19 protein-coding genes and 1 tRNA gene are annotated in these 16,825 nt (G+C 63.3%); 6 read left to right on the top strand and 14 right to left on the bottom strand.

Annotation, left to right across the window (positions count from 1 at the left end; translation table 11 throughout):
• Window positions 1-6: 6 nt before the first annotated feature.
• From ACE3P0_RS02980 to ACE3P0_RS02955, 6 genes are all read right to left on the bottom strand, one after another.
• Window positions 7-258, bottom strand: coding sequence for an acyl carrier protein (locus tag ACE3P0_RS02980; protein WP_374399646.1), 252 nt, complete (start codon window positions 256-258; stop codon window positions 7-9).
• Entirely contained in the window at window positions 255-527 is a 273-nt protein-coding gene (locus ACE3P0_RS02975) for a phosphopantetheine-binding protein (protein WP_374399644.1), read from the bottom strand. The genes ACE3P0_RS02980 and ACE3P0_RS02975 overlap by 4 nt, the downstream gene beginning before the upstream one ends.
• Entirely contained in the window at window positions 520-1,215 is a 696-nt protein-coding gene (locus tag ACE3P0_RS02970; protein WP_374399642.1) for a lysophospholipid acyltransferase family protein, read from the bottom strand. Before ACE3P0_RS02970 ends, ACE3P0_RS02975 begins: the two co-directional genes overlap by 8 nt.
• 70 nt (window positions 1,216-1,285) lie before the next feature.
• Window positions 1,286-1,993: a beta-ketoacyl synthase chain length factor gene (locus ACE3P0_RS02965; protein WP_374399640.1), complete on the bottom strand. Its 708-nt coding sequence runs from the start codon at window positions 1,991-1,993 to the stop codon at window positions 1,286-1,288.
• Window positions 1,994-2,367: 374 nt separating this feature from the next.
• Window positions 2,368-2,444, bottom strand: a tRNA-Pro gene (locus ACE3P0_RS02960).
• Between the two features lie 19 nt (window positions 2,445-2,463).
• Window positions 2,464-3,432, bottom strand: a complete 969-nt coding sequence (locus tag ACE3P0_RS02955) for a polyprenyl synthetase family protein (RefSeq protein ID WP_374399908.1) — start codon at window positions 3,430-3,432, stop codon at window positions 2,464-2,466.
• 171 nt (window positions 3,433-3,603) lie between these two features.
• Between ACE3P0_RS02955 and rplU the strand changes: the two genes are divergently transcribed.
• The 5 genes from rplU to ACE3P0_RS02930 all read left to right on the top strand — a co-directional run bounded on the left by rplU (window position 3,604) and on the right by ACE3P0_RS02930 (window position 8,066).
• A complete protein-coding gene (rplU, locus tag ACE3P0_RS02950; RefSeq protein ID WP_172197563.1) occupies window positions 3,604-3,915 on the top strand; it encodes a 50S ribosomal protein L21 in 312 nt (103 codons plus the stop codon).
• Between the two features lie 18 nt (window positions 3,916-3,933).
• Window positions 3,934-4,197 (top strand): 50S ribosomal protein L27, encoded by a 264-nt coding sequence (gene rpmA / locus ACE3P0_RS02945; protein ID WP_172197560.1) that lies wholly within the window; start codon window positions 3,934-3,936, stop codon window positions 4,195-4,197.
• 133 nt (window positions 4,198-4,330) lie between these two features.
• On the top strand, window positions 4,331-5,488 hold the full coding sequence (gene cgtA / locus ACE3P0_RS02940) for an Obg family GTPase CgtA (protein WP_374399637.1): 1,158 nt from the start codon (window positions 4,331-4,333) through the stop codon (window positions 5,486-5,488).
• 3 nt (window positions 5,489-5,491) lie between these two features.
• Window positions 5,492-6,607 carry a glutamate 5-kinase gene (proB, locus tag ACE3P0_RS02935; RefSeq protein WP_374399634.1) on the top strand — a complete coding sequence of 372 codons (1,116 nt, stop codon included), beginning with the start codon at window positions 5,492-5,494 and terminating at the stop codon, window positions 6,605-6,607.
• A 127-nt stretch (window positions 6,608-6,734) separates the two neighbouring features.
• Window positions 6,735-8,066 (top strand): NAD(P)/FAD-dependent oxidoreductase, encoded by a 1,332-nt coding sequence (locus ACE3P0_RS02930; protein ID WP_374399632.1) that lies wholly within the window; start codon window positions 6,735-6,737, stop codon window positions 8,064-8,066.
• A 91-nt stretch (window positions 8,067-8,157) separates the two neighbouring features.
• Here the strand turns inward: ACE3P0_RS02930 and rplI are convergent, their stop codons facing one another.
• Genes rplI through rpsF form a run of 4 tightly spaced genes read right to left on the bottom strand, consistent with a single transcriptional unit; the run spans window position 8,158 to window position 9,617 of the window.
• Entirely contained in the window at window positions 8,158-8,607 is a 450-nt protein-coding gene (rplI, locus tag ACE3P0_RS02925; RefSeq protein ID WP_172197548.1) for a 50S ribosomal protein L9, read from the bottom strand.
• 21 nt (window positions 8,608-8,628) lie between these two features.
• A complete protein-coding gene (rpsR, locus tag ACE3P0_RS02920; protein WP_172197545.1) occupies window positions 8,629-8,904 on the bottom strand; it encodes a 30S ribosomal protein S18 in 276 nt (91 codons plus the stop codon).
• Window positions 8,905-8,906: 2 nt separating this feature from the next.
• Complete coding sequence (gene priB / locus ACE3P0_RS02915; protein WP_374399629.1) at window positions 8,907-9,212, bottom strand: primosomal replication protein N; 306 nt, start codon at window positions 9,210-9,212, stop codon at window positions 8,907-8,909.
• A gap of 27 nt (window positions 9,213-9,239) precedes the next feature.
• Window positions 9,240-9,617: a 30S ribosomal protein S6 gene (gene rpsF / locus ACE3P0_RS02910; protein WP_374399627.1), complete on the bottom strand. Its 378-nt coding sequence runs from the start codon at window positions 9,615-9,617 to the stop codon at window positions 9,240-9,242.
• Window positions 9,618-9,839: 222 nt separating this feature from the next.
• On the opposite strand from rpsF, the gene ACE3P0_RS02905 reads away from it, so the two are divergent.
• Entirely contained in the window at window positions 9,840-11,111 is a 1,272-nt protein-coding gene (locus tag ACE3P0_RS02905; protein ID WP_374399625.1) for an O-acetylhomoserine aminocarboxypropyltransferase/cysteine synthase family protein, read from the top strand.
• 69 nt (window positions 11,112-11,180) lie between these two features.
• Here ACE3P0_RS02905 and ACE3P0_RS02900 read toward each other — a convergent pair whose 3' ends face one another.
• From ACE3P0_RS02900 to ACE3P0_RS02885, 4 genes are all read right to left on the bottom strand, one after another.
• Window positions 11,181-11,468, bottom strand: coding sequence for a 4a-hydroxytetrahydrobiopterin dehydratase (locus ACE3P0_RS02900; protein ID WP_374399623.1), 288 nt, complete (start codon window positions 11,466-11,468; stop codon window positions 11,181-11,183).
• Between the two features lie 8 nt (window positions 11,469-11,476).
• The gene (locus ACE3P0_RS02895) at window positions 11,477-12,067 is read right to left on the bottom strand and encodes a malonic semialdehyde reductase (RefSeq protein WP_374399622.1); all 591 of its coding nucleotides are present in this window, start codon (window positions 12,065-12,067) and stop codon (window positions 11,477-11,479) included.
• A 47-nt stretch (window positions 12,068-12,114) separates the two neighbouring features.
• Complete coding sequence (locus ACE3P0_RS02890; protein WP_374399621.1) at window positions 12,115-15,774, bottom strand: DUF748 domain-containing protein; 3,660 nt, start codon at window positions 15,772-15,774, stop codon at window positions 12,115-12,117.
• 62 nt (window positions 15,775-15,836) lie between these two features.
• On the bottom strand, window positions 15,837-16,814 hold the full coding sequence (locus tag ACE3P0_RS02885) for a Gfo/Idh/MocA family protein (RefSeq protein ID WP_374399619.1): 978 nt from the start codon (window positions 16,812-16,814) through the stop codon (window positions 15,837-15,839).
• Between the last annotated feature and the right edge of the window lie 11 nt (window positions 16,815-16,825).

Below are 16,825 nucleotides of genomic sequence, written 5' to 3'. Positions count from 1 at the left end.
TACGCGTCAGGCGGCTTCGGCCATCACGCCGTAGAGCGCTTCCACAACGTCCTGCACGGTGCGCACGGTCTTGAACACGTCCGGTTGCATGCGCTTGCCCGTCAGTTCCTTGGCGCGGAGCATGAGGTCGACCGCGTCGATCGAATCGATGTCGAGATCGGTGTAGAGGTTCGACTCCGGCTTCACATCGGCCGGGTCGATCTCGAACGTCTCATGCAGCACGCCTACGATCCAGGCGTAGATCTGTTCGCGGTTCATACAGCCTCCTGCGTACGACGGCGCGCCTGCACCAGTTCGGCGAGCGCGGCAACGCTGGCAAAGTGCGCGCGCGTCTCGTTCGAATCGGCCGACAGCGTGATGCCGTAGTGTTTCTGCAACGCGACACCGAGTTCAAGCGCATCGATCGAGTCGAGGCCCAAGCCGTCGCCGAACAGCGGTGCATCGGCTTCGATGTCATCGACCGAGATGTCCTCAAGATCGAGGCAATCGATGATCATCTGTTTGATTTCCTTGTACAACTCATCCATGGCGCAACAACTCCTGGGCGAAATGCCGTTCGAGGTCCTGCGTCAGATGCCGGGCGGCAAGCGCCAGGGGCAGATCGGAACGCAGGTAGGGGGCGACCGGGATGTCCTCCCCCACGGTAAACACAAAATGCGGCGGCCGAAGCGGCACGCGATACCACTTCTCCCCCTTGGTCAGCATGATCGGGCTGCACTCGATATAGACCGGCGTCAGCGCGAGCGCACCCCTCACCGCAAGATTGCCGGCGCCACGCTGGAACGACAGCGGGCATCCCGGCACGGTGCGCGTGCCTTCGGGGAAGATGATCAGGTTGCTGCCCTTCCGCACTGACGCGATGCACGCATCCACGACCTCAGGGCCAGACCCATTGCTCATGTAGTCCGCCGCCTGAACCGGCCCACGCGTGAATGGGTTGCGCCACAAGGCCGCCTTCACCACACAATCAGCATTACGCACCAGCGACATCAAGAACACGACGTCGATCAAGGTGGGATGGTTCGCGACGATCAGGAGTCCGTCGCGCTGCAGGCGCTCGACGTTGCGCAACTCGTAGGTATAGATGCCCATCACGCGCATCTGCGCGACGAAGGCCTGGAACGCGAAGCGGATCACGTTGCGTGAAATGCGTCTGCGCGCGGAGCGCTCCCGCACCGTAAGACGAATCAGCGGAAAGACCACGAGCCCGAGCAACAGCCCACCGAGGCCAAAGCTGGTGAAACAGAATCCGGTGGCAAAAATCCGCCAAGCGCGGTTAAACGGGCTAGACACGTCGCACCTGCCACGCCTGCGCACAGTCGAACCCGGGCTCGTTACCGAGCAGCCAACGCACCCATGCCAGGATTTCAGCCTCGGTACGCACCGGATCTGCCGCGGCGACCTGAGACAAGGCCAGGCCCGAAGCGGTATCAAGCCGGAAGACGCCAGCCCAGGCCATCGCGAATTCGGGCTCGGTCACGTAGGCGGAATAGCAGGCAGGCACCGGCTCGTCGCTCAGAATCGCGAGCACCTCGTCGTGGCCATCGGACAGAAAAGCCTGCACTTCGGCAAGCATCGCGAGAACGCCGCCTGTCTCCGCAGCCAGCGCCGTGTAGGGCGCCGGGTCCTTTCGGACAATCCCGAGCAAACCCGGCGCGGCGTTATGCACCGATGCGGCAAACCCGGCCGGCGACAGGGCGTCGCCGCGCGCAAGCGCTTCGAGCAACTCGGCGGAACGCCCTACTGAGCCATGCCGCGAGACATACACAACCGGCAAACCGGAGCGCTCGCCCAAGACGTCGAGCGCAGCACGCAAGGTCATGCGCGCCAATCGATCCGCGCGCCGGCGCATCATCGCCGGAATTTCGGGCAAGGCCGGCTCGCCCGAGGCATCGGCCGCGCGAAGCCCATCAACCCACGCCTGCCATGCGGCGCGATCCTGCAAGCCGGGCGCCCAGGCTGCCCAAGAGGACAGGCTCAACACACCCGACATCACCAGCCGCCCGTGAACGCCCTGTTCGCACCAAACGCTGCGAGCGTGCGCATCGGCGAACAAACGGAAGCAGGAATCGAAGCGGGTACGCCCATCGTGATGTCAGTGCGCCGCGAGTCGGCGCAAAAAAGTTCGGATTGTTTGCGAAGAGCGCCAGACGGAGCGATGCAATCGCTCACGGAAAGCTGAATCATCTGTCGATCCAGCCGTTCTCACTCGCCAGTTGCAAGCGCGTCGCCAGCAATATCAAAGCGCAACCAGACAAGCACCGCCTGCGATACAGGCAAACAAATTCAACAAATTTGTCAAAAAATATAAATATTTTTGCACAAACGAAAAAACGCCGGCATAAAGCCGGCGTTTTTCATGAAACCTGGTCGGGGTGAGAGGATTCGAACCTCCGGCCTCTACGTCCCGAACGTAGCGCTCTACCAGGCTAAGCTACACCCCGTTTTTCTTGCTGCGACCGATCAGTGATCTCTCGCAACTGCAAAGTCCGACAATTGTAGCAGCGAATCTTTGAAATGTGAAGGGGGTAATGCAAGAAGACCCGCTTTTGCCAACGCAACCTCTTCCACAGCCGCTTGGCGCGTACGTTCCAGCGCATCTGTCGCGCGGATCGCGGCCATCACCGCGGGGTAGGAATCGCGGCCACCTTCGGTAATCGCATGGCGTACGGCGTCAGCGTGCTCCTGCGAGCCGTGACGCATCACGTGGATCAGCGGCAGCGTCGGTTTGCCTTCGGCCAGGTCGTCGCCGACATGCTTGCCGGTATGCGCCTCGTCGCCCGAGTAATCAAGCACATCATCGACCAACTGGAACGCGGTGCCGATGTGGCGGCCAAAACTCGCCAACGAATCCTGCCCCGCTTCGTCCAGCCCGCCAAGGATCGCGCCCAGCCGCGCAGCCGCTTCGAACAGCATCGCCGTCTTGTAGCGAATCACGCGCAGATAATCGTCGACGGTCACGTCGACATTGCGAACATTGAGCAGCTGCAGCACCTCGCCTTCGGCGATGACGTTGGTTGCATCGGCCAACACGCGCATCACGCGCATGTCGTCGACACCCACCATCATCTGGAAGGCCCGCGAGTACAGAAAGTCGCCCACCAGCACGGCGGCGGCATTGCCAAACATCGCATTTGCTGTGCTGTTGCCGCGACGCAGCGCAGACTCATCGACAACATCGTCGTGCAGCAGGGTCGCGGTATGGATGAATTCCACCACCGCCGCCAGTTCGTGGTGGTGCGAACCGCGATAGCCCAGCGCATTGGCAACAAACAGCAACAAGGCAGGGCGCAAACGCTTGCCGCCGGCGGCGATGATGTACTCGGCGACCTGACGGATGAGCACGACATCGGAATGAAGGCGCTGGCGGATCACGCCATCAACCGCAGCCATGTCGGCGGCAATCGGCGCGTAAAGTTCTTGGGTCGACAAGGTGCGGCCGTGCGTGACAAAAGACGCAATGCTAGGAAGCAGCGGCCGGCGAGTCAAGGCGCGCACTTCTGCAAAATCGGGAAAACCCGATAAGAAACCTTGACTTAGGCTTCGCAAAAAGTTAGAGTCGCGGGCTTTTCCACGTAGTTGTTCGTAAAGAACGGAGTCAACATGTACGCGGTCGTAAAAACCGGGGGCAAGCAGTATCGCGTGTCCACCGGCCAAAAGATCAAGGTAGAACAGATACCTGCGGACGTTGGCGCTGAGATCACCCTGGACCAGGTTCTGGCCGTGGGTGAAGGCGAGTCGGTCAAGATCGGCACGCCTGTGGTTGCTGGTGCTGCCGTGAAGGCCACCGTGATCGCTCAAGGCCGTCACGACAAGGTCACGATTTTCAAGATGCGCCGTCGCAAGCACTACCAGAAGCACCAGGGGCATCGTCAGAACTACACCGAGCTTCGCATCGAAGCGATCTCGGCCTGATAACGGGGAGTCACGCACATGGCACACAAAAAAGCCGGCGGCAGTTCACGTAACGGCCGCGACTCAGAATCGAAACGCCTCGGCGTCAAGCGCTACGGCGGTCAATTCGTGCTGGCTGGCAACATCCTCGTTCGTCAGCGCGGTACCGAATACCACCCGGGCGACAACGTCGGCATCGGCAAGGACCACACCCTCTTCGCGAAGATCGACGGCGTCGTTCAGTTCGTGATCAAGGGCGCGAGCCGCCGCCGCACCATCACCGTGGTGCCCGCCCAGCAGTAATCATCGCTGTCGGGACGCAAAAGCCCTATCCGCGTGATAGGGCTTTTTCATTTCTGATGGCGCACAGCCACTGCAGAGAGGCGGTCGCATCCCCCCGGGTGCCACCACCTGTCTGCGGTGCAAGGAGAATCACATGAAATTTTTCGACGAAGCCCGCATTGATGTGCTCGCCGGCGATGGTGGCAACGGCATGGCCTCGTTCCGCCGCGAGAAGTACATCCCCAAAGGCGGCCCGGATGGCGGCGATGGCGGCCACGGCGGCCATGTGATCGTCGTTGCGGACCGTAACGTCAACACGCTGATCGACTACCGCTTCACCCGCACCTTCCGCGCCGAGCGCGGCGAAAACGGCGGCAGCAAGGATTGCTTCGGCAAGGGCGGCAAGGACATCGTGCTGCGCATGCCGGTCGGCACGATCATCTCCGACCTAGAAACCGGCGAACGGATCGCCGACTTGAACCGCGACGGCAAGCGCGTGGTGATCGCCCGCGGTGGCCGCGGCGGCTTGGGTAACCTCCACTTCAAGACCGCGACCAATCGCGCCCCGCGCAAGAAGACGATGGGCATCCCGGGGGAACGGCGCAGCCTGCACCTCGAACTCAAGGTGCTTGCCGACGTAGGCCTGCTGGGCATGCCGAACGCCGGCAAGTCGACCTTCATCCGTGCCGTATCCGCAGCGAAGCCCAAGGTCGCGGACTATCCGTTCACCACGCTGCATCCGAACCTTGGCGTCGTACGGACCGACGAAGGCCGCAGCTTCGTAATCGCCGACGTACCGGGGCTGATCGAAGGTGCCGCCGACGGCGCCGGCCTGGGGCACCGCTTCCTGCGCCACCTGGCACGCACCAATGTGCTGCTGCATCTGGTCGACATCGCGCCCTTCTCGCCGGAGACCGACCCGGTACGCGAAGCCAAGGCGATCGTTGCCGAGCTTGAGAAGTACGACCCGGCCCTCGCCGCCAAGCCGCGCTGGCTGATCATCAACAAGATCGATCTGCTCGAAGAAGACGAACGCGATGCGCGCGTCAAGGCCTTCCTGGAGGCCTACGGCCAGGTCGAGCGCTGGTTTGCGATCGCCGCAATCAACGGCGAGAACTGTCGTTCGCTGGTGCTGGCAATTCAGGAGTTCCTAGACGCGCAGCCCAAGCCCGAGTTCGTCGAGGACGAAGAGGAAGGCCTGCCGGCCGAGCCGGTCGGCCCGTCCGAGGAAGAAATCATCGCCGCGGCCGCCGCCGAAGGCGATGACGACGACGAGCAAGACGACGAAACGGACTCCAACGAGGACAAGTAAGCGATGCGCGAGCAGATCCGCGAAGCACGCCGACTGGTGGTGAAAGTCGGCAGCGCACTGGTTACCGACAACGGGCGCGGCCTCGCGCTCGCCGCACTTGAAGACTGGGCACGCCAGATCGCTGCGTTGCGCCGCGAGGGAAGGCAGATCGTGCTGGTGTCATCCGGCGCGATTGCGGCCGGCATGCAGCGCCTCGGCTGGACCACGCGGCCGCACGAAACCCACACGCTGCAAGCCGCCGCCGCGGTAGGACAGATGGGGCTAGCACAGGCTTACGAAGGCATCTTTTCGGCCCACGGCCTGAAGACCGCCCAGGTACTGCTGACGCATGAAGATCTGGCCGACCGCACCCGCTACCTCAACGCACGCTCGACCCTGCTGACGCTGCTCGATCTGGGCGTGATTCCGATCATCAACGAGAACGACACCGTCGTGACCGACGAGATCAAGTTCGGCGACAACGACACTTTGGGTGCCCTGGTCGCCAACCTGATCGAAGCCGACACGCTGATCATCCTGACCGATCAGCAAGGCCTCTATACCGCCGACCCGCGCAAGGATCCGGACGCAACCTTGGTGACTGAAGCCCGTGCCGAAGACACCTCGCTGGAGGCGATGGCCGGCGGCGCCGGCACTGGCATTTCGCGCGGTGGCATGATCACCAAGATCCGTGCCGCGCAACGTGGCGCCCGCAGCGGCACGCACACCTGCATCGCCAGCGGCCGCGAGCCGGATGCGCTGTTGCGTCTCGCCAAGGGCGAATCGCTCGGCACACTGCTCTTCGCCTCCAGCTCGCCGCTTGCAGCCCGCAAGCAATGGCTGGCAGACCACCTACAGCTCGCCGGCACCATGCACCTCGACGCAGGCGCGGTGCGCGCACTGGAAACCGGCCGCAGCCTGCTGCCAGTCGGCGTCGTGTCGGTCGAAGGGGAATTCGGCCGTGGCGCTGTGGTCGCCTGCGTGGGCCCGGACGGCCGCGCACTGGCCCGCGGACTGACGAACTACGCCAGCCGTGAGGCAGCCCGCATTGCTCGCCACGCCAGCCATGAAATCGAAAGCATCCTCGGCTACGTCGACGAGCCGGAACTGATTCACCGCGACAACCTCGTTCTGCTCTGAGCGCAAGCAGTCACGCGGCTTTCGGGCACATAGGGGCGGCCGATGCGTCAATCATGAAATTCGATTGTCGCCCCTAGCCCATTGCCGCTAGAGTCGCCGGTCCTTCCGCAGCACCGGAGACTCAAACGTGACACAGGCTGACACGGCAGCGCGCCATCGCATCATCATCGTCGGCGGCGGCGCCGGCGGGCTCGAACTCGCAGTCAAGCTCGGCGACCAGTTCGGCAAGCCCGGCAAGGCCGACATCACACTGGTCGATCGCGGCCGCACCCACGTCTGGAAACCGCTGCTGCATCAGGTGGCGGCCGGCACGCTGGACAGCCATGCCGACGAAATCGAGTACCTCGCACTCGGTCGTCGCCACCACTTCCGTTTTCGCCAGGGCGAATTCACCGGACTGGATCGGGCGAAGAAAGAGATCCGGCTCGCGCCGGTGCGCTCGCTGGAAGGAGAGGTGCTACTACCGGAATCCACCCTCCCCTACGACACGCTGGTGTTCGCGCTGGGCAGCCAGACCAACGACTTCGGCACGCCCGGTGCGCGTGAGCACAGCATCATGCTGGACTCGCCCGCGGCCGCGCTGCACTTCCACCGCAAACTGATCGACGCCTCGATTCGCGCACAGGCGGGCGGCCCCGCTGCGGGTCAAGGGCGCTTCACCGTGGCAATCATCGGCGGCGGTGCGACGGGCGTTGAACTCGCGGCCGAACTGCATATGACCGCCCGCATCATGGCGAGCTTCGGGCTTGAGAACCTTCACCCGGAACGCGACCTGAAGATCTCGATCGTCGACGCCGCGCCGCGCATCCTGCCGCTGCTGCCGGAGCGCGTGTCGTCGGCGGTGTCGCGCGAACTGCGCAAGCTCGACATTGATCTGCACACGAACGAGAAGGTCGTCGAGGTCAGCGCCGAAGGCGTGCGCATGGGCAGCGGCAAGTTCATTCCGAGCGGGCTGACGGTGTGGGCCGCCGGCATCAAGGCGCCGGATTTCCTGCGCGATATCGACGGGCTGGAGACGAACCGGATCAACCAGCTGGTGGTCGATCGCAGCTTGCGCAGCACGCGCGATGCGTCGATCTACGCGATGGGTGACTGCGCCGCGTGCCCGATGGACGACAGCGGCAAGGCAATGGTGCCGCCTCGTGCGCAGGCCGCACATCAGCAGGCGCTACTGCTCGCCAGGACGATTCCACGCGTGCTGGCTGGTAAATCCGGTCTGCCCTTCCGCTATCACGACCACGGCTCACTGGTCTCGCTCGGCGAATACAGCACCGTAGGTAGCCTCATGGGGCGCGTCGCCAGCGGCGGCGTATTCATCGAGGGCATGTTTGCGAAGTGGATGTACTGGTCGCTGTACAAGAAGCACCAGGTCGCGATCAACGGCATGTTCCGCACCTGGCTGGCGACCTGGGTCGAGGCGATCGACCGCATGCGCAATCCGCGTATCAAGTTGCACTGACGAACAACGGTGGCGGCCACACGCCGCCCCTTCGCACAAAAAGAAAACGGCCCGCAAAGCGGGCCGTTTCACATGCAGCAGCGGGTTCGGCTTAGTTCTCGCCGAGCACCGACACCGTCACGTTGACCAGCACGTCGGTGTGCAGCGCGACTTGCAGCGCGTTGTCACCGATCGCCTTGATCGGGCCGAGCGGCATGCGAACCGCGGCCTTTTCGACCGAGAAGCCTTGCGCGTTAAGCGCTTCAGCGACGTCGGCGTTGGTCACGGAACCGAACAGACGACCATCGACACCGGCCTTGCGGACGATCTGAACGGTGGTGCCATCCAGCTTGCCAGCCAGTTCCTGAGCGGCAGCCAGCTTCTCGGCGGCAACGCGCTCGAGCTCGGCGCGCTTGGCTTCGAAAGCAGCCAGGTTGTCAGCAGTGGCGCGCTTGGCCTTGCCATTCGGGATCAGGAAGTTACGGGCGTAACCGTCCTTGACCTTGACGACATCGCCGAGGTTGCCGAGGTTGATGACCTTTTCGAGCAGAATGATTTGCATGGTGATTCCTCTCCGGCCCGATTAGTCGTGCAGGTCGCAGAACGGCAGCAGGGCCAGGAAGCGGGCGCGCTTGATCGCAGCCTGCAGCTGACGCTGATAGCCGGCCTTGGTGCCGGTGATACGGGCCGGCATGATCTTGCCGGTTTCGGTCACGAATTCCTTGAGGACGTCGACGTCCTTGTAGTCGATCAGCTCGACTTTTTCAGCCGTGAAACGGCAGAACTTGCGACGCTTGAAGAGCCCACCGCGGCGGTTGCCGCCCTTCTTGTCGTCTTTCTTTTTCGGTCTGAAAGCCATTTTCAGTTCCCTTCCAAAATTTCGATCGTATTCACATGCATCACCAGGCCTTTATGCCGCGCGCTACGCGCTGCGAGAAACCCGGTGAGCGTCACCTTGTCGCCCGGACGGTGAGCCTGCGCAGACAGCGCGACGTCACCCAAAGCCAGCACAGCAACCTCGCACCGCACTTCCCGCTCGATTCCGGCTTCGACCTGTCGTGAGACATGTTCAAGGCTGAATTCAAGGACCGGCATCCCTGCCGGCGTTCTGCGGAGCACGCCGCATTCGGCGATTACTCCATCCAGAACCAGTGCGTTACGTATCACCTCCTGGCGGCCCGGGAGTCAGGCGACTCAGGCTTCGGCGGTCTTCGTTTCTTCGGCAGCAGGTGCCGGGGTCAGCGACTTGGCCTTCTCTTCCTTCATCATCGGAGACGGCGCAGTGACAGCCTTCTTCATCTTGATGGTGAGGTGGCGCAGGACGGCGTCGTTGAACTTGAACGCGTGTTCGAGTTCGGTGAGCGCTTCCTGATCCGTCTCGATGTTCATCAGGACGTAGTGAGCCTTGTGAACCTTCTGGATCGGGTAAGCCAGCTGACGACGACCCCAGTCTTCAAGACGATGGATCTGGCCGCCACGCTGGGTCACGAGCGCCTTGTAGCGCTCGATCATCGCCGGCACCTGTTCGGACTGGTCCGGGTGGACGATGAATACAACTTCGTAATGTCGCATGGATACTCCTTGCGGTTGCGTCAATCACAGCCCCCCGGCATGCGAAACCGGTGGAGCAAGGGAACCCGCGATTTTATACAAGCCCATGTATTTATTCAAGTTGACCAACCAGGGCACGGATAGCGCGCGGGAGACGATTAGCTTTGCACGATTTCGCAATAGCGTGCAGAGGCGCGCCCTCTATACTCGCGTGCTTGTTTTGGTGACCCGGAGACGAAACAGATGAAGCTCGAAACGCTTGCGGTACATGCGGGCTACTCGCCCGACCCGACGACGCGCGCAGTCGCGGTGCCGCTCTACCAGACGGTGGCCTATGCCTTTGATGACACCCAGCACGGCGCCGATCTGTTTGATCTGAAGGTGCCGGGCAACATCTACACCCGCATCATGAATCCAACGCAGGATGTACTGGAGAAGCGTGTCGCCGCACTCGAAGGCGGTATTGCCGCGCTGGCACTGGCTTCCGGCCAGGCGGCGATCACCTACGCGATCCAGACCATCGCCGAAGCGGGCGACAACATCGTCTCGGCGGCGACACTGTACGGCGGCACCTACAACCTGTTCGCCCACACGCTGCCGCAATACGGCATCAACGTGCGCTTCGCGGACTACCGCGACCCGGCGAGCTTTGAAGCACTGATCGATGATCGGACCAAGGCGGTCTACGTTGAATCAATCGGCAACCCGCTCGGCAACATCACCGATATCGAGGCCATCGCCGCCATCGCGCACCGCCATGGCGTGCCACTGATCGTCGACAACACCGTGCCCTCGCCCTACCTGTTGCGTCCGATCGAATTCGGCGCGGACATCGTGGTGCATTCGCTGACCAAATACCTCGGCGGCCACGGCAACTCGATCGGCGGCGCGATCGTCGACTCGGGCAAGTTCCCGTGGGCGGATCACAAGGCGCGCTTCCGCCGCCTGAACGAACCGGATGTCTCCTACCACGGCGTGGTCTACACCGAAGCCCTCGGCCCGGCTGCCTACATCGGCCGTGCGCGTGTGGTGCCGCTGCGCAACATGGGTGCTGCGATCTCGCCCTTCAACGCCTTCATGATCCTGCAAGGCATCGAGACGCTGGCGCTGCGAATGGACCGTATCACCGCAAACACTCGCAAGATTGCGGAATACCTGAAGGCCCACGCGAAGGTGAAGTGGGTGAATTACGCTGGGCTTTCGGATCACCGCGACCATGCGCTGGCACAAAAGTACATGGGCGGCCGTCCGTCCGGCATTCTGACCTTTGGTGTGGAAGGCGGGCTGGAAGGCGGCGCGCGCTTCCAGGACGCATTGAAGCTCTTCACCCGGCTGGTGAACATCGGCGACGCGAAATCGCTCGCCTGCCACCCTGCATCCACGACCCATCGCCAACTGTCACCGGCGGAGCTGGAAAAGGCCGGCGTGACGCTCGATACCGTGCGCCTGTCGATCGGCATCGAGCACATCGACGACCTGATCGCCGATCTGGATCAGGCGCTCGACGCGGCCTGATATTGGGTCGAGCACCACAGAAAAACGGGCACCCTTGGGTGCCCGTTTTTCGTTTGCGGTCAACGAGGCTCACAAGGCGTCGATCGCTTTCGCCATCGCCACATCGCGCGCCGACAGCCCGCCCGCATCGTGCGTGGTCAGCAAAATCTCAACGCGGTTGTAGACGTTGCTCCACTCCGGGTGGTGGTCGTGCTTCTCAGCAAGCAGCGCCACGCGATTCATGAAGCCCCAGGCCTCGCTGAAATCGCGGAACTTGAAGTGTTTCACCAACACGTCGCGACCCGCTTCATGCGCCCAGCCCTTGAGCGCAGCAAGTGCAGCGTGGCGCTCAACGTCAGTCAGTTTCGCAATCGCCATGGCTCACCTCAGACGATGCTGCAAGCCTGGTTAAAGGCGAAGCGCGGGCTGCGCGCATACAGCGCGCTGCGGTCGCCGTAACCGAGGTTGCAGAGAAAGTTGCTCTTGATCGCTGTGCCGGCAAAGAACTCGGCATCGACCATCGCGTTGTTGAAACCGGACATCGGCCCGCAATCCAGCCCCAGCGCGCGTGCGGCAAGAATCAGGTAGGCCCCTTGCAGGCTGCCGTTGCGGAAAGCGGTGGTCTGGATCTTGACGTCGTTGCCGGCGAACCACGCACGCGCATCACTATGCGGAAACAGGTCGCTGAGCTGGTCATGGAACTGCAGGTCGTAGCCGATGATCGCCGTCACCGGCGCAGCCATGGTCTTCGCGCGGTTACCCTCATCGAGTGCCGGCGCGAGGCGCGCCTTGGCATCTGGGGAGGTCACGAAAACAATCCGTGCAGGCGAGCAATTGGCTGAAGTAGGCGCCATCTTCAGCAGATCGTAGAGTTGATGCAGCAACGCGGGCTCGACCGTTTTGTCGAGCCAGACGCTGTGCGTACGGGCGCTGTTGAAGAGTTGGTCCAGCGCTTCCGCAGCGAGTGCGTGGGTCATGGGTTGGGTATGCTCCGTCAGCCAGAATTCGCGCCAGCCTGGTCGGGTCAGCGCAGCGAAAAATCGACGCGGCTGGCGCTTGTGGCAGCCTTCGCGTCGCTCTTGTCCTTGTCTTCGCCCAGCTTGGGCGCCAGCACGAACACGCGCTCGACCGGCACCTTTCCGGTTTCGACCAACCAGGTCTTGACCTGGTTCGCGCGCTCCTGCGCCAGCGCTCGCACATCGGCATCGCCCACGTTCGCAACGCTCATCAGCATCCGCTCCATGTCGGCGACCGGTACATCCTTCTGCATGCCCACGACGTTGCGCGGCTTGTTGGGGATCTTCTCGTCGGCGTAAACGCGCTTGAGCAGTGCCGGATACTCGGCTGGATCGATGCGCACCTCGTCAATGCCGCCGCCGGACTCGCCCACCTTGGCCATGTCCTGCAGCTTCAGGCTGCGAACCTTGCGTTGGTAGCTCTCGCGTTTGAGCCCCTCGGCGTCCACCAGCGGATCGGCGCGCCCGGTCAGGTCCAGCGTCAGTGACGGGCGATCCTTCAGGGTCTTGGCGATGAGCTCGAGTCGCTTGGCGCCGTCGGCATCGATCCGCGCCAAGCCGGCCGTGAAGGCGAGCTGCGAGACATCCGCACCACCATCACCCCCCGCGAGGAAGGAGAACGGCGACGACACGATCTTGCCGAAGAAGTTGAGGATCATCTTCCAGACGATGCCGCCAACCGAAAACTCCGGATCGTCCAGCGTGCCGCCCACCGGCAGGTTCACATCGATCTCACCTCGGCTGTTCTTCAACAGATTCACCGCGAAGCGAACCGGCAGCGATGTCGCATCAGGGCTCTCGACCTTGTCACCGAAAGTCAGCTGATCCAGGAAAACGTGGTTCTCGGCGCTGAGCTTGCGGTCCTCGATGCGGTAACGCAGATCCATCGAGAGTTTGCCCTTCTCGATGCCGTAGCCGACGTATTTGCTGGCATAGGCTGACAGCGCAGTGAGCTCGTACCCTTTCACCGAGGTCTTCACGTCGAGGAAGCGGTCGTTGCGGAACGGCGCCAGCTGGCCGCTGATTTCGAGCGGCGCCAGTCCATCCACCGCACCGCGCAGATCAAGCGCCGCCACCTTTGCCGGATCGGTGCCAAGGTTCTCGATACGGCCGGCAACACCCGACAGGCGTGCATCGAAATTCGGCCGCACGAAGCGATCGCTGTAATTGATCGACGCGCCGCTGAGCACGATACGGTCGATACGGATCGGCGGCATCGGCTTCGCCGGCGGCACGGTCGCCGTGCTGGCCGCGGCGGCCGGCTTCTTCGCTTCGGGCGTCGCACTCGCGGGGGTGTCGTCGTCCGCATGCCGCCGCTGCGTGACTTCGCGCAGGTTCAGCTCCCCCTCCTTGCTCAGGATCAGGCGCGTCTGCAGATCGCGTAACGCAATTTCCCCAACACCAATCGACAACGGCGACAAGCGCAGATCAATGCCACTGAACGAGAAATTGCCCCAGCGCACGAAGTCGGCGTCGTTGATCAGATCCAGCGAGGAAAAGTCCGCCACCGCCACCCGGCCCTTGTAGCTGCCCGCGGGGGCATCAGGTTTACTCAGATCAAGGCTCAGTGCGCCCTGCGCAGAGACCTTGGCGCGCGTGACCGAGACCTCATAGTCGCGCGTCACCTGCGCCAGCAGCGGCACTACATCGAGCCCGCTGCCGTCAATCTTCAGATCGGTGCGAAGCGGTTGCGGCGACACACGGCCATTCACCGACAGACGGCCTTTCTGATTCCAACCTGTTGTCAGCTTGAACTGCGCATAGCTGCCCGGACTGCTCTCGACATCGCTGACCGCCAAGGTCAACGGCGAGAGGTTCAGACGCAGCGGCGTCGGCCGCGAGACGTCGTCGTAGCGCAGCGTCGCCCCGTTGAGCGTCAGCTCGCCCAGGGCATAGTGCCAGTCGGTATCCGCTTTGTTAGCTTGGGTGGCTTTGGGCGCCTCGCCCGCCTTGGCTGCGGGTTTGTTGCCCGTAAGGCGCGCGAGGTTGAAGCGGCCGTCCTTATCGCGCTGCAGGGCGAACTCCGGCGCATCAATGCTCGCCGCGCCCAGTTTGATCGTCCGTTGCGGCAAATCGAGCGTCAGCCCACTCAACGCGAGCTTCGGCACCTTCAGGAACGGGGTCTTCTCGCCACGCAGGCGCAGCGCCATGTCGGCGGCACCAAGTTCAGCATCGGTGAGCACAACACCAACACCCTGCTCGCCCACCTGCAGATCCAGCGGCACGCGGCCGGTCAGGCGCGCGCCATCAACAATGAGGCCCGGTATCGTGCCCGCGACGTAGGACGCCCCTCGCGCTGGCTGCAGCTCGGCGAAATCGAGCACGCCCGCCAGGTGCAGCGGCTTGATCGTGAGCTTGGCCTCCAGCCCGATCGATTCGCCTGCGTCGCCCTTGGCTGCGAGCTTGAGGCCCGCCGGCTTGTCGAGCGCAGACGAAAGCCCCTTGAGCTCGATATCCAGCGTTTCCACCGCCATTTTCACGGGCGGGTCGGTTGTGACGTTCGATATGCCGACATGGCCGTGCTCCAGCGCAATACGGTCGAGCTGCCATTGCCAGCCAGCCCCGGCATCCGGCTTTGCGGGTGTCACCTCTTCAGCCGGCCCGGTATAGGCCAGCAGCTCGCGCTGGATCGCCAGTACCGCCTTGATGCGATTGCTGCGATCGAACTCGACCGCCACCTCCGGTTTCACCAGTTCCACCGCCTGCACATGTGCCTTGCGCGCGAGCGGCTGGACGTCGGCGAGCGCGATTCGCAAGGCGTCGAAATGCGCGATGTCACTGCCATCGGAATCACGTACCAGCCAGTCCAGCAGGCTGGCCTGGCCCGATAGCGAGATGCTCGGTGCTTTGCCGAGCAGTTGCTCGAAGCGCAGATGCAGGTCGGCCGCGAGCTTGCCCTTCTCCAGCGACACCCCCGGTTTCTTCGGCAGATAAGCCAAGTAGGGCGCAAGCTCCACCGGTGCCAGCTTGAGTTGGAGTTCGGCATCGCGCCGCTCGCGCGAGAAGGGACGTGTCTTGCCGCCCAGTTCCACGGCAGTGCCGTTCACCAGCGCCGACAGACGCGGGTTTGCAAACACCTCGACATCTGCCGGGATGCTCGAAATGAAAGGCAAGGCGAAGGCAAGCCGCTCGATCCGGTGCTCGCGGCCGACCGATTTGTCGTTGAAGCGCAGCAGACCTTCGGTGACTTCGATGTTGTAGAGCGCAAAGCGGGTATCGCCGCCGCCCTCTTTCTTCGGCTGCTTCGCGAGGCGCTCGAGAATATCGCTGATCGAGTAGCGGTTCGCCGCTTCGCGGGCGATGTAGACCTGCGGCCGCTCAACCCGCAGCGAGCGCACCACCACCGCACGATGCAGCAGGGAGCTCGCACCTTCAAGGTTGGCCTCGGCACGGCCGATTTCGAGTAACGGAGGTTCGCCCGCCCGGCCACCGATCTTCAGGTCGTCGATGCCGGCCGACAGCCGAAGCAGGTTGATATGCACGGCGCCGACCGTGACCGGCCGGTCGAGCATGGCGCCCAACTCGTTCTGCAGCGCACCGCGCACGAACGGCGGTGCCACGACGGCAACCGCCCCCGCCAGAGCAAGCACCGCGATCATCGCGATCGCCGCACGGCGCCCCCAGCGCCGCACACCCGGATGACTCATCACCGCCGGCAATGCTTTCATCGCAACCCTCGTCTTCTTGTTATGGGCCTGCTTTCAGCTTAGCAGTGGCCCTGCGCAACGCATCACATTGCGCCGGTCGGCGCGGGTTCCATCGCGAGGAATACCCGGTCCAGCGTCTCCGCTTGTGCCAGCGCATCGTCGAGCGGATAGCGCAGCGGCTCCTCGGCGCGGATCGCACGCTGGAAATGCGACACCATGCGCACATACGCATCGGTGGGCGGAAAGTGCTGCGCGTGGGCGTCGTGCCACAGCACGACCTCCCGCTCCTTGTTCAGGAAGGGCTGGTCGATGCGCAAGGCGCCATGCGCCCCGAGCACCTCGAAACCCTGATGGAAGGGCAAGGAGAAGCCGCAATCCATGTGCGCCGCCGCATCGCCGAAACGCAGCAACGCGCTCAGAGCGTGGTCGACGCCACGATCGGTGTAGCTCGCCTGCGCCGCCAGCACGTCGGGCTGCTCGCCTGTGATCTGACGCATCAGATCGAGTGGATAGCAGCCCACGTCATACAGTGCGCCGCCGCCCATGGCCGGATCCCAACGCACATCCTCGGGCCGGTCGAGCACGAAAGCGAAAGCACCGCGCATCACCCTGGGCTGGCCGATCGCGCCATCGCGCACCAGCGCGTGAAGTTGCTCGATAGCGGGATGGAAGCGGTACATGAAGGCCTCCATCGCAAGGCGGCCGTGAATCCGTTGCGCCGCTTGCAACTGCGCAACCTGGCGCGCATTAAGCGTGAGCGGCTTTTCGCACAGCACATGCTTGCCGGCGGCCAGCGCCGCGAGCGCCCATGGCAAATGGGCTGCGTTGTGCAACGCGATGTACACCGCGTCAATGTCAGCGTGCTGCACCAGATCGAGGTAATCCACGGTGCGCGCAATGCCGTTGCGCTGGGCATAGACCTGGCCACGCTGCAGATCGCGGCAACCCAGCGCGGCAACATGCCCGCCCGCAGCGCGGATGGCAGGAATCACTGCCTGTTCGGCGATCCGTGCTGCACCGAGCACACCCCATTTCACCGTAGCACCCACCGCTGTGTTCATTGCTGCCCTCC

Source organism: Niveibacterium sp., assembly GCF_041909475.1.
Lineage (GTDB): Bacteria > Pseudomonadota > Gammaproteobacteria > Burkholderiales > Rhodocyclaceae > Niveibacterium.
This window is presented reverse-complemented; position numbering and strand designations above follow the sequence as displayed.

Excerpts from the sequence above, each read along its gene's own strand:
- ACE3P0_RS02980 (WP_374399646.1), bottom strand. The coding sequence starts at position 258 with ATGAACCGCGAACAGATCTACGCCTGGATCGTAGGCGTGCTGCATGAG.
- ACE3P0_RS02975 (WP_374399644.1), bottom strand. The coding sequence starts at position 527 with ATGGATGAGTTGTACAAGGAAATCAAACAGATGATCATCGATTGCCTC.
- ACE3P0_RS02965 (WP_374399640.1), bottom strand. The coding sequence starts at position 1,993 with ATGTCGGGTGTGTTGAGCCTGTCCTCTTGGGCAGCCTGGGCGCCCGGC.
- rplU (WP_172197563.1), top strand. The coding sequence starts at position 3,604 with ATGTACGCGGTCGTAAAAACCGGGGGCAAGCAGTATCGCGTGTCCACC.
- rpmA (WP_172197560.1), top strand. The coding sequence starts at position 3,934 with ATGGCACACAAAAAAGCCGGCGGCAGTTCACGTAACGGCCGCGACTCA.
- cgtA (WP_374399637.1), top strand. The coding sequence starts at position 4,331 with ATGAAATTTTTCGACGAAGCCCGCATTGATGTGCTCGCCGGCGATGGT.
- proB (WP_374399634.1), top strand. The coding sequence starts at position 5,492 with ATGCGCGAGCAGATCCGCGAAGCACGCCGACTGGTGGTGAAAGTCGGC.
- rplI (WP_172197548.1), bottom strand. The coding sequence starts at position 8,607 with ATGCAAATCATTCTGCTCGAAAAGGTCATCAACCTCGGCAACCTCGGC.
- rpsR (WP_172197545.1), bottom strand. The coding sequence starts at position 8,904 with ATGGCTTTCAGACCGAAAAAGAAAGACGACAAGAAGGGCGGCAACCGC.
- rpsF (WP_374399627.1), bottom strand. The coding sequence starts at position 9,617 with ATGCGACATTACGAAGTTGTATTCATCGTCCACCCGGACCAGTCCGAA.
- ACE3P0_RS02905 (WP_374399625.1), top strand. The coding sequence starts at position 9,840 with ATGAAGCTCGAAACGCTTGCGGTACATGCGGGCTACTCGCCCGACCCG.
- ACE3P0_RS02900 (WP_374399623.1), bottom strand. The coding sequence starts at position 11,468 with ATGGCGATTGCGAAACTGACTGACGTTGAGCGCCACGCTGCACTTGCT.
- ACE3P0_RS02895 (WP_374399622.1), bottom strand. The coding sequence starts at position 12,067 with ATGACCCACGCACTCGCTGCGGAAGCGCTGGACCAACTCTTCAACAGC.
- ACE3P0_RS02890 (WP_374399621.1), bottom strand. The coding sequence starts at position 15,774 with ATGAAAGCATTGCCGGCGGTGATGAGTCATCCGGGTGTGCGGCGCTGG.
- ACE3P0_RS02885 (WP_374399619.1), bottom strand. The coding sequence starts at position 16,814 with ATGAACACAGCGGTGGGTGCTACGGTGAAATGGGGTGTGCTCGGTGCA.